At 33.6% G+C, this 12,473-nt stretch carries 4 protein-coding genes and 7 pseudogenes; 6 read left to right on the top strand and 5 right to left on the bottom strand.

The window, feature by feature from the left end; genetic code table 11:
- Positions 1-961: 961 nt before the first annotated feature.
- The 4 genes and pseudogenes from GO684_RS04330 (at position 962) to GO684_RS04315 (ending at position 4,499) form a co-directional block, all read left to right on the top strand.
- Positions 962-1,888, top strand: a complete 927-nt coding sequence (locus GO684_RS04330; protein ID WP_175939219.1) for a ribose-phosphate diphosphokinase — start codon at positions 962-964, stop codon at positions 1,886-1,888.
- Entirely contained in the window at positions 1,878-2,234 is a 357-nt protein-coding gene (locus GO684_RS04325) for an Asp-tRNA(Asn)/Glu-tRNA(Gln) amidotransferase subunit GatC (protein ID WP_175939217.1), read from the top strand. The genes GO684_RS04330 and GO684_RS04325 overlap by 11 nt, the downstream gene beginning before the upstream one ends.
- A gap of 180 nt (positions 2,235-2,414) precedes the next feature.
- Positions 2,415-3,619 (top strand): annotated as a pseudogene (locus tag GO684_RS06075) (radical SAM protein).
- Between the two features lie 70 nt (positions 3,620-3,689).
- Complete coding sequence (locus GO684_RS04315) at positions 3,690-4,499, top strand: P44/Msp2 family outer membrane protein (RefSeq protein WP_175939215.1); 810 nt, start codon at positions 3,690-3,692, stop codon at positions 4,497-4,499.
- A 7-nt stretch (positions 4,500-4,506) separates the two neighbouring features.
- Here GO684_RS04315 and GO684_RS04310 read toward each other — a convergent pair.
- Positions 4,507-4,970, bottom strand: a pseudogene (locus GO684_RS04310) (type II secretion system protein GspD); the annotation flags it as partial.
- A gap of 531 nt (positions 4,971-5,501) precedes the next feature.
- Here GO684_RS04310 and GO684_RS04305 point away from each other — a divergent pair.
- Positions 5,502-6,460: pseudogene (locus GO684_RS04305) on the top strand (transposase).
- Between the two features lie 482 nt (positions 6,461-6,942).
- Here GO684_RS04305 and GO684_RS04300 read toward each other — a convergent pair.
- Positions 6,943-7,621, bottom strand: a pseudogene (locus GO684_RS04300) (ribonuclease III domain-containing protein); the annotation flags it as partial.
- A gap of 77 nt (positions 7,622-7,698) precedes the next feature.
- A pseudogene (locus tag GO684_RS04295) lies at positions 7,699-8,782 on the bottom strand (quinone-dependent dihydroorotate dehydrogenase).
- 337 nt (positions 8,783-9,119) lie between these two features.
- Between GO684_RS04295 and GO684_RS04290 the strand changes: the two are divergent.
- Positions 9,120-10,084 (top strand): annotated as a pseudogene (locus GO684_RS04290) (IS630 family transposase).
- A gap of 167 nt (positions 10,085-10,251) precedes the next feature.
- Here GO684_RS04290 and hemB read toward each other — a convergent pair.
- Both hemB and GO684_RS04280 read right to left on the bottom strand, forming a co-directional pair.
- Positions 10,252-11,244: a porphobilinogen synthase gene (gene hemB, locus GO684_RS04285; protein WP_175939221.1), complete on the bottom strand. Its 993-nt coding sequence runs from the start codon at positions 11,242-11,244 to the stop codon at positions 10,252-10,254.
- Positions 11,245-11,394: 150 nt separating this feature from the next.
- Positions 11,395-12,293: pseudogene (locus GO684_RS04280) on the bottom strand (Rpn family recombination-promoting nuclease/putative transposase).
- Between the last annotated feature and the right edge of the window lie 180 nt (positions 12,294-12,473).

The raw sequence follows: 12,473 nt of genomic DNA, 5'->3' as shown, positions 1-12,473 counted from the left end.
AGAAAGAGTTCTAACTTATTTACGCCGAATGTTAACGCTGATTGTATGAATATATTTCTTGAACAAATGTTGCAATATTTAAGAACACGAAAAGCCTTTCTTATCATGGATTATTCTAGTTAGAATAAATTAAAAAATTTAAAGATATCTAAAAATATCAAGATTATACACCTACCACAATACTCACCTGAGCTTAGTTCCCTATTAAGAGACTTTGGTTGTATATAAAATAGAACATTTTACGTAGTAAAGTCTATAATACAGTTGCTTTGCTTGAGAGCGCTTTGTGCAAATTTATTACCCTCTTTTTCACTCTGCAATTAAACAACTACAATGTCACCTATTTGACCTACTAACAATGACAATTAGCATTACACATCCCAACTACAGCTGTACAAACATTTACTTTGCGAGATAACTCACACAATATAAAGTGTCATTTCAACGCTTGACGCGGGGTGAAGTGAATCATACTACAACTCATTCACGGTATTCCTAGGTCCAGCTAATAAGCTGCGGAATGACGGTAGCTGCAAACATTAAGAAATTTACCAAGCAGAAAAAAGGCAAAAGGAAACCCTTGTTAGATAGCATTCACTCTCTAATCTACAGATTGGCATTTTATACTGCTTTAAACACTTTACAAGCACATTTCAGCTTATATAGGCAAAAACCCAGAAATGTTTGCGAAGACATAAGGCCACATGTTGCAAAAAATTAAACATAACATGCTAACTACGCGATACCTCGTCGTTTAATCTGCACAGCTTGAAGATAACTGAACACCTTCAGTGCTGCGGTAAGAGAGCTGGCGAGATTTATCAAATAGTTTTCACACTCCTGTGAGTTATTGAATGACCAGTAGCGTGCAACTAATCCTCTGACAAGAACGTTAAAAACAAAGAAACTCATTTCTATTATGAGTAATTCCTGTATAATCTTACAAGTTTAATTGTACATCATGAAGATAATAACAGGTAATGCTAGTAAAGAACTAGGAAAATTAATAGCTAACAAGCTGAATGTTCAGTTATCCCTTACTCAGGTGTTAAAATTTGCCGATGGTGCGATAAATGTAGAAGTGGAAAGTAACCTCTGCAGTAAAGAGGTATACATAATACAATCCATTTCTCCCCCTATGAACGACAACCTTATGGAGCTCCTGTTCACAATTGATGCAGTAAAGCGATCAGGAGCTAAAAGAATCACAACAATTATTCCCTATTACGGATATAGTAGGCAGGATAGAACCATTAAAAACAACAACATGCAATCCGCCTTGAATGCCAAATTAGTTGCAAATCTTATTCAAACTGCAGGTGTAAACAGTGTTGCAGTTATTGACTTGCACTCAAGTCAAATTGAAGGTTTTTTTGATGTGCCGCTGACTAATTTGAGTTGTTTTGGAGCATTTGCTGACTCTATACATACAGAGAACTTGGCAATAGTTGCACCCGATATTGGAGCAATCGGCAGAGCACGCGCTTTTGCAAAAACTTTAGAAAAAAAGTGCGAGGTAAAATTGAGTGATAAGATTATCGTAATAGATAAATACAGAGAGAAAGCAGGTGCATCTCAGGTAATGAACGTAATAGGAGAAGCTACAAATAAAAATTGTGTCATTGTTGATGATATAGTCGATTCTGGTGGAACATTATGTAACGCAGCTTTTACTTTAAAAAATCATGGAGCAAGATCTGTAATTTCATGCATAACACATGGCGTACTTTCAGGAAATGCAATTGAAAAAATCTCTCTCTCTTTTCTAGATAAGTTAGTGATTACAGATACCATATTTCACAAACTTGAAAAAACTTATAAAATAAAAATTATTTCCATTGTAAATATTTTGACTCACTTCATTCAAGGAGGTAAAGATGCAAACTAGGTCAGCAGGAGATGTCATCACTTCGCTAATAGAATTTGTAGACAAGAGAAAAGTAACAATCACTAAGGAAGAAATGCTTAAAATCGCACAGCTTGTAAGAATTAAGTTATCAAATGACGAAATCGAGCATTACTCCAAAGAACTGACAATATTGGATTGGATACACAACATTTTATTACAAGTTAATACTAAAGGAGTTTTCCCCATGCGCTATGGCAGTGTAGATAAGAACATTCACGTACGCGACGACGTTATCAATTCCCAGAGCATTAAAAAAGAGGAAATACTATCCAATACAAAACCTGAATATGGATATTTCGTAGTGCCAAAGGTTATAAATGATTAAAATAAAGCTTGTTTTTCAAAGAAAGATTTAGATAGAGTGAGTTGATACAGGTTCATGGTTTGTATAGAAGAACAGGTCTACAAAAACATAGGGTTGCCACTTGTTATGGTTAAGAGGTTTAATGACTTTATCCATGTGTCTGATACAATAATTAAATTGTAAAGTCTATTGAAGTCTAGCATGAATGAAGTAGCAACATTTGGTTGCCGCCTAAATTTTTATGGAAGCGAGTTAATTAAAGAAGCATTAAGAAAAGTAGAAAGAGAAAATGTTATAGTGGTATACAGCTGTGCAGTGACAAATGAAGAGAATGCAAGGTGAAACAAAAAATATGCAAGGTTTATTAAAAACGACCTAAATAAAGAAATTATCGTAGTTAGTTGTGTCGCCTAATTAGACCATGAATCTTATAGTAATATTCTTGGTGCAAGTAAAGCGTTAAGTCATTAAGATAAGCTAAAGACTGAAAATCACTTATTAAGTAACAATAAAATATTAGTCAACGATAACCAGGCAAGTAAGTCAGAACCTGCTCTAATTGATAAATTCAAAGATGAGTCAAGAACATTCATCGAAATTCAAAATGGTTATAATCATAGTGCACATTTTGCTCGATTACTGAAGCAAGAGGAAACAACCTGATCCATGCTAATAAACAATGCTATTGAGCAAACCACAAGATTTTCGTAGCAAATGGCCATCAAGAAGTAGTGTTTACAGGGTTAATATTACTGATTTTGATACAGATCTATCCAGCAAACTTCACTTGGCTCAATGGCCAGAAGAGTTTTTAAAGATATGCCAGAACTAAAGAGGCCCAAAGCTTTCTCCTATTGATGTTGCTGAAGTTGATGATGAATTAATGGATTTAATAGTTAATAAATCAAGGTTTACACTGTATTTGCACTTAAGTTTACAATCTAGTAATTATTTAATTCTAAAAAGGATAAAATATCGTCACAGAAGGAAGAAGTGATAAAATTTTGTCATAAAGTGAAAAATTTAAGACCTGATATAATATACAGCGCTGACATTATTACTGAATTTCCCATGGAAACTGATGAGATATTTCAGGGTACAGTTAATCTGCATCAAAGAGGCAAATACAGTTTATCTACACGCTTTTCCATATTCAAAGCAAAAAAAGACACCTGCTGCACAAATGCTATAGGAGTGCCAAAGGATGTGCGCAAAAGAAGAGTAAAAAACTTAAGAAAGTAAACAAAGCAATGATGAGTAGCTTTTATCAGTCTTTAACAGGCACTAAACAAAGTGTTCTAGTTAAGCCAAATAACATTGGTAGAGCAGAAAATCTCGCATTAGCAAAGCTTACACCAAAGACTCAAGCTAAAAGTATTGTAAAAGCTTATAATAATGGAAAGTAGTTAATTAATTGAAAGTATTCTTTCCTAATTTTTTGATATGAGAAAAGCACTGTAAAGTGTAAACTTGCTTATGATAAAAAAATTTATTTTTTTTGACGTATTGCTAATCTTATGTATTAGTTTTTTTTCTGTTCACGCCAATGAAAGTTGTTCAAATGAGGAACAGTTTGCGGAAAATTTAATGCTTGCAGGCGAATCTATATGCTATAAATCTAGAAAATGCAATGAAAAAGGGGTTACGCCAGTAAAAGATAAAAAACTTAATTTCTATGTTAGCGCCAATAGCGGCAAGACATACTCTGATAACTCAGAAATATTTATAAACGGTATAAAAGCAATCGGAGAAAGAGCTTCTATCTTAGTCGAGAGCCGTTATGGCACTATAATAAAAAATATAGTAGCAGATGAAATTGAAAGCGTAAAAAAATTTGATGGTAAAATTGATTTTCAGTGGCTTAACAGTATATCTTTAGGTTATTATGCTGGAGAAAACGGCCGTATTGACTTCGAAACCATGTATTCTAAGGTTAACATTAAAAATGGCAATTCTCCTCCGGTACTTGATAGATCGGCTAGTATATTTTCATTCTTATTAAACTTTTACTATAATCCCAGCATTCAAGACACACAATTCGCTCCGTACGTCAGCCTTGGCATAGGACCAACAGTTTTTAGATTAAAAAAGATCAACGAGTCACCTCAAAACTCGATGCCACTGAACGTTCCCTGGTTTGCTTACCAAGTAAGGCTTGGTGTCAATTACTCGATAACCCCAGAAATCAAAACCTTCCTTGGCTACCGTTACTTCAGCATTCCAATACCTATTGCAGATAATATATCGATCCATAATATTGGAATTGGCTTGATATTTAACTTTTAGCAACAATTCAGTATATATACAAATTCTTATCTTCTTTACCCAATAAACCAAATGTTGGCACAATTGTTACTTTTAAAAAGATGACAGTTTCTACTGCTTTCATGTTGTTTGCCAATCTCTTTTACTTCTGATTTACCCCCAGGCGGGCTTCAAAGCTTTGCTTATCTTTTTCTATGCTCTATAAACCCGCCAATTACCATAACTCCACCACTCTTAATCTTTAACCATAGGGTTCATTTCTCTCATTTCAATAATTGGAATATCACTATTCAATTTCATTTGACTCTGCTGTGCAATGCACTCTATATTTAGATCTTCAGTGTAGTTGTTAATTCTTGATAAAGTTGGGTGTATATCTATAAATATTTTACTAATATCAATATTAATGCTCGGATGAATTATTAATACGATACCTATCGGCATACTATTCATTTTGGTTATTAAGACCTGACTTGAATTTTTAATATTTTTTGTGTATCATGCCAATTCTCATTGTTAGTGAGTCAAATAAGTGACATTGCAGAGTTGTTTGTTGCGGAATGAGAAAGAGAGGCAATAAATTTACACAAAGTGTTCTCAAGTAAAGCAATCGTATTATAACTTTATTACGCAAAACGTTCTGTTTTATGTACGACAAAAGTTTCTCAACAGGGATTGAGCTCAGGCGAGTATGGCAGTAGGTATATAATCTTGATATTTTTAGGTACCTTTGAATTTTTTGACTCATGCCAACTAGCATAATCTATAATAAGAAAGGATTATCGTGTTCTTAAATTGTGACATCTGTTCAAGAAATATATTTATACAATCAGTATTGACATTAGATGCAAATAAGCTAGAAGTCGCTCCATTTCTAGGATTAACTGCACTACAGAGATAAAAACTTTATCCACCTAATTTTACTTCAATCTGTGTTCTAATACCAATTCCTACTGTACAAGAAATGGATAAACAATAATGGAAAAGAAGCCTTACTGAAGTAAGTAAAATAGCAAGGCTTAAATTGCGTTAAAATTAAAACTATTGGATAAAGAAGCTATGGAATCAGCAAAAGAAACGCTGAAGAAAGTGTGGAACAACGCATATGCTGTAAAAAACTAAATGCTGTAACTGCAGCAAAAAAGCACAGTATAATAGCCGTAGCAAAAATATGTTGCATTCAAGAACAGCACTAACTGCATGGATAAAGCACTAAAATTTTGAAGAGAAGAAAAGCCGTTTACTCCACCAACATCATAGAAAAACTAGACTGAATCAGATTCAATTTGAACAAGTTGACTATGGATACAAAAAACCCTAATATTACTACTAAAGAAACAAGAATAAGAATTCAGAAAAAATTTGCTAATGTCAGCAAGTCTACAGTAATAGACAAAAAATGAAGTTTTCACATACTAGCTAAGACTAATTCGCAATGGATAAGGCAGCAAACAGGAAGAGCAAAAAAAACTTAATGAGACATTGGTAAGTATCCCGAACAAGAGTTATTCATCCTTGATGAACCGCGGTTCACACATTCAAAATTAGACATAGGTGGGTTAAAAAGGACGTTAAAACACAGATTAAAGTAAAATTAGGTAAACAAAATTTTCATCTTTACAGTGCAGTTAATCATAAAAATGGAGATGTTCAGCTCATTTGCACCGAATGTTAATATTGATTATATGAATATATTTCTTGAATAAATGTTGCAATGAAGCCTTTTTTATCATGTACTATGCTAATTAGAGTAAATAAAAAAATTTAAAGGTACCTAAAAATATCAAGATTACGCACCTACCACCATACTCACCAAGTTTCAACCATATTGAGAAACTTTGGTTACACATAAAACAGAACATTTTGCGTAATAAAGTTATAATACGATTGCTTTACTTGAGAGCGCTTTGTGTAAATTTATTGCCTCTCTTTCTCATTCCGCAATCAAACAACTCTGCAATGTCACTTATTTGACTCATTGACAATGAGAATTGGTATAACGAAGTCTACGTAATAATTTTATGCACCAGTAAATCCTCTACTGCACTTCTTCACTAACATTAACAGAAATAAGTTGACTGCTTGGCTATAAGGTCAGGAAATTCTACAGGCAAAGGCACAACTTCGGTATTGCCAGTTCGTTGTCCTCTGAAAGGAAGATTTCACTTTTACATCGCTGTAATGAACAGTCATGTTCACTCATATCATGATGATTTTCACTTCTATTTCAGTAAGGCTTTTATCAGATCCTTAAGTAGGTAAGCATACACAAAAATAATAAGAGAAGCATCAAGAATTTTAAAATAGCCATTAGAAAAGCATACAAAACCATTCCAATAAATTTCTATAAAAATATATTTAATTTTATTTTCACGAGGCAGCAGCAATGCTGAATACTAAAGGCCTTAATTTTCTTAAAACTTGCCTGTTTTTGTTCAAGCCAAGTTGCCTTTTCACTATTGTTAATCTCTTCTAGTATTAATTCAGAGTTTTTTATTCAGCAACCTTTTTACTAGAAATACATGCAAAAACTTCACTATAATTTTTTATACAAATTGATATAGTAAACTCAGGACTGTGTGCTGTCCCAGTTTACTTCAAAAGCTCATACTCTGGCAAGAGTAACCTATTTTTCTGAGTCCACTTTGGGCAGTAAGGTTTTAGGATCTTAAGGGGGCTAAGCATGCCTTTAGCTTGCTCCTCCCAACGTTGGGTAACAACAAACTTTTCGATATCTGCAAACCAGCCATTAATATAAATTGTACCATTAGTACTTTAAGTGCATTTTCTGAATTTTCTAGGTTACATCTTCCTCCACTGCAACATTCACTATTATTCATAATGATAAAGTTACCCAATTTTATTTCTTTAGCACCATTAGTAATGGTATTGCCAAAAACTAAATCTGGTTTTCTTCTTGCCAACGTCCCTTCCCCTTCTTCAGGAAATAGCTTAACTAGCATAGCAGATATAATTATATTCAAAATGCTATTGCCCAAAAATTCTAGCCTTTTGTAATCTCTAACTTGATTTTCGCTATTTTTTTTATTTAAGCTTAGATGAGTTAATACTTCCTCCAATATCGCATCATTTTTAAATCTATAGTTAATGATCTTAGATATAGCGTCATCCAAACCTTCTATGCTCGTCGTTTTAAAAAGAAGCATCCCCATCATGCTTTTATCAAAAAAAATTAGTTTTATTCTACCAAAATAAGCTTCTAGAAGTTGCAATCACAACCCACTGCCTCACCAACGTTACTTAGTCCATCTCTCCTCACTAGCTCTGCAAGTTCCAGATTAATTTTATTCACAACTCGAGGCCCGTGGTATATGAGAGCAGTGTATAGTTGCACTAAAGATGCCCCTGCCTTTATTTTTTTATATGCATCAGCACCACTTGAAATGCCTCCGCATCCTATCAATAATATTTTACCTCGAGTGAGTTTGTACATGTCATTCAACAATTCTGTTGAAAGCTTGAACAATGGTCTGCCACTTAATCCACCACTTTCATCATGGTGAGAATGTAAGTTATCTCGACTGACTGTAGTGTTGCTTATTGTCAAGCCATCAATTTTATACTCTAACGCAAGCTCAGCAATATCTTCCTTTGTCTGCTGATTTATGTCTGGAGAAATTTTTAACATTATTGGAACAGATTCGGAACTATCAATCAATTTTCTGGTTAGAGTTATGGATTTTAACAACTCTGATAATTCTTGTCTACTATGCAAATTGCGTAAATTAGGTGTGTTTGGAGACGAGATGTTTAGCACTATATAACTACTTTTCCCATATACCATCTTTATTAAGTCAACATAATCATTGACTTGGTCCTTTGATGCACTATTTTTTCCTATATTTATACCTAAAATACAGTCATCAAGCTTGGTTTCACTTATTTGCTTAAGAAAATAGCCTACTCCCTTGTTATTGAATCCTAATTTATTTATTACTCCTTGATCTTTAACTAACCGAAAAATTCTAGGTTTTGCGTTTCCATATTGAGGATACTTAGTGACAGTACCGGCTTCAATAAATCCAAAACCAAATGAAAGCATGGGCCTAATAACTTCCGCATTTTTGTCAAAGCCTGCAGCAAGACCCACAGGACTTTTAAATTTATTACTAAAGCAGTTCACACTTAAAGATCCTGGTAGTTCTATAGGCTTTCTGCAAGGCATCCTTTTCAACGCCATGATCGCTAAAGAGTGGACAACTTCAGGTGGCAGCAAAAACAGCAAATTACGTAATATCATTCTTGTAAAACACTATACTTACTTTTAGCTTATTTTCTATCATAAAATGCAAAGCATAACCATAACTTTTAAAAAAGACGTTTTCATTGATTCTCTTATGAATCATGGATTAAACTCTCCTTATGAAGATTATTATTGTTATTATTTTATCCTTATTTGCTTATAGTTCATATGCTTAACAAATAGACCATGTTAAATTATTTGGAGACATTAAGAAAATAGAAAAGGAGCATATCTAGCCCATTAGTCAAAAAAACTCTTGTTAAATATGCAATCAAAAATACTTTAGACAAACTAATACTAATTCCCACTGTACAAGAAACGGATAGACAACAATGAAAAAGAAGCCATGCTGAAGCAAGTAGAATAGCGAGGTTTCAATGGCATTGAAATCAAAATTATTGGATAAAAAAGTCGTGGAATCAGCAAAAGAAATGTTAAAGGAAGTGTGAAACAATGCACATATTGCACAAAAAACTAAATGCTGCAATTGCAGCAAAAAAGCACAGTATAACATCCGCAGCAAAAACATATTGCATTTTAAGAACAGCACTAACTACACAGATAAAGCACCTAAAATTTAGAAGAGAAGAAAAATTGCTTACTTCTCCTCAACGTCGCAGAAAAACCGATTAAATCGCGGAGTCAATTTGAACAAATTGAAGTATGGATGCAAGAAAACCCTAATATTACCACTAAAGAAATGAGAATAAGAATTCAGGGAAAATTTAGCTTAAATGTAAGCAAGTCATAGTACACCGTAGTATACAAAAAATGAAGTTTTAATATATTGTGCCAAGACCAATTCACAATAAACAAGATAAAGGTAAACAGGAAGAGTTTAAAAAAAACTTAATGAGAATTGGTAAGCATCCTGCAGAAGAGTCATTTTCCTTTGATGAATCGTAGCTTGAAACACATTCAAAAATTGGACACGTATGGTTTAAAAAGGGTTTAGAAGACAGGTTAAAGCAAAATTAGGTAGAGAAATTTTTATCTCTACAGTGTAGTTAATCCTAGAAATCAAGAGAGCCTTAGCTTACTTGCAGCAAATATCAACACTAGTTGTATGAATATATTTCTTAAACAAATGTTGCAATGTTTAAGAACACGGAAAGCATTTTTTAGCATGAACTGCATTAATTGGTATAAGTCAAAAAGTTTAAAGGTACCTAAAAACATTGAGATTATACACCTACCACATACTCACCTGAGCTCAATCCTATTGAGAAACTTTGGTCATGTACAAAACATTTTGCATAATAAAGTTTGTAATATAATTACTTTGTTTAAGAGCACTTTATACAAATTTATTACCTCTCTTTTTCACTCCACAATTGAATAACTCTACAATGTTATTTATTTGACCAACTAACAACAAGAACTAGTATAAACAATAGCTTTAGTACTACAATAAAGGGGTCAGCAGAATCCGTCAAGTAGTTTTTTTATCTCACAGTTGAGACACTACCAAATAGTTTGTTACGCAGGAAAACTTCTTACAGGGCATATTCACCCCAAATTTCTTGCAATATCAAGTGCTGCATAAGTGAATATTGCACTTGCACCTGCACGTTTAAAGCCAATTAAAGACTCATAAATTACTTTGTCATAATCCAGCCAACCATTGCTCGTTGCAGCTTTTATCATAGCATACTCACCACTTACTTGATAAGCAAAAATCGGAAAATTAAACTTATCACTTGCCATTCTTATTATATCTAAATATGGCATACCTGGCTTTATCATAATAAAATCCGCACCTTCATTTATATCCATTTCAATTTCACAAATTGCCTCTCTTGCGTTTCTGTAATCCATTTGATAGCCACTTTTATCAATAGAATTTGACGACACGCATGAACCAACAATTTGCCTGAACGGTGCATAAAAGCTGGAACAATACTTCACTGCATAAGACAATATTAAAACATCCTGAAAGCTATTATCATCTAACGCTTTTCTTATCTTCTCTACCCTACCATCCATCATATCAGAAGGCGCAACTATACTGCACCCTGCTTTTGCTAAAGCAAGCGCTTGCCTGCACAATATTGACACCGTTTCATCGTTCTTCACATCTATTCGATTGCTTTTTAAAATACCATCATGGCCATGAGTAGTGTACGGATCCAGCGCAACATCTGCGATAATGCCAATGCTCGGTACCTTTAATTTTATAGCACGAATTGCCTTGCAGATTAAGTTGTCAGCATTGTATGCTTCCTCAGCATTTTCAGATTTTAATTTACTATCAACTACAGGAAAAATTGCAACAGCATTAATTCCTAAATCCTCAGCTTCCTGAGCTATGGAAATCAATCCACCTATTGAGTAACATTTTATGTCAGGTAAGCTGGAAATTGGCTCAGTCGTTTCTTCCCCGTCATGAACAAACAGAGGAAGAATTAAATCATTTACTGATAAAGTGCTTTCACTTGTTAAAGTGCGAACCCATTTGCTTGAGCGCCTGCGTCTTAACCGTGTGTTTGGGAAATTAAATATCATACCTCTCCTCAAATTATTCTAACAGAAGCAAACATCAATGGCATTTCTACAATTTCTCCTCAAATTCCACTTTTATGAAGAAAAACATATAGCTTGTCTTTTTTATCAAGAGATTCATCTTCTATTTCATGCAACTCTTCTATTTTATCACAGAAAGGCCTCAGCTATAACACCTATAGACATACCTGTCTTAAGTGAATTTTCACTACTGCTATTTTAGCCTTACTCTCATCTTCCTCCCTACTCTTCTCTGCTCCAAGTTTGATGCCTCTCTCTTCACCAATTTTAATACCTTCTTCTCTGCCTTTCGCAGCAGCAAGATTAAGCCTACATTCAAGGATAGCTTTTTCTTCCTGTAGATCCATTACTCTCTCTTCATACGCTATTAGACCCTTTCATCTCAATAAAACTTACCCAACTCATTATATACTAGCTTTATTATTAGTACTTTTTCGGCAATCCTTTTTAGATCTGTTTCAGCGATATCCTCTGCACACTTAAAAAAGAAGCACCAAAACTCTACTATATTTATTAATTGTCTGACTTTATTTTTAGAAAATTTGGGTGGTTCAATAAAGACGAACCGAAAACCTTCCAAGCAATGCCCATTGGTTTTTATATCACGCATACTATGAGTAGAGATATAATCAACTTCTTCAGGAAGAAAGTTAAAATTGAAAATAGCAATAAAGAAAAATTTCTTTAAATCAATGTAATTACCAGATTTATCTAATTGCCTTGAGTAAGATTTAGCAGCATAAAGTTGAGCAAGTTTTTCAAAGCCTTTATCTCTAGCAATCTGCATCTTAATTATATACCCAGCTCCAGTACGCATCATCGCAGAGAACACCAACTATGCTTTGTTTATCAGAGGCAATTCTAGGACCCATTACAGGGCTTAAGAATTCTACCTCTATAGCATTTATCTCAGCGGACCCTAAAATATCGTTGAGAAAGTGAATAATAACCTTCTTATTCTTTTCAGTGCCAAAGATTTTCTTAAATGTTAGGTCCAATTTCGGATTGAGAAATTTCGATAAAGGCATGGCACAAAAATCTTTAAAACTTTAATATCATATACTATAATACAAAATTTATCAAAAATTTTTTGATATAGTAATCAGCATATATATTTACAACCTTCAACAAGGCAAATTTCCAGTAAAGAGGAGTACTCCTGAAATGAGTATTACCCAAAGCACGGATACTGGCAGAAATACTTTCCA

Origin of the sequence: Wolbachia endosymbiont of Litomosoides brasiliensis (genome assembly GCF_013366805.1) — a bacterium.
In the GTDB taxonomy this organism is placed as follows: Bacteria; Pseudomonadota; Alphaproteobacteria; order Rickettsiales; family Anaplasmataceae; genus Wolbachia.
This window is presented reverse-complemented; position numbering and strand designations above follow the sequence as displayed.

Coding starts and splice junctions, on each gene's coding strand:
- GO684_RS04330 (WP_175939219.1), top strand. CDS start 962: ATGAAGATAATAACAGGTAATGCTAGTAAAGAACTAGGAAAATTAATA.
- GO684_RS04325 (WP_175939217.1), top strand. CDS start 1,878: ATGCAAACTAGGTCAGCAGGAGATGTCATCACTTCGCTAATAGAATTT.
- GO684_RS04315 (WP_175939215.1), top strand. CDS start 3,690: ATGATAAAAAAATTTATTTTTTTTGACGTATTGCTAATCTTATGTATT.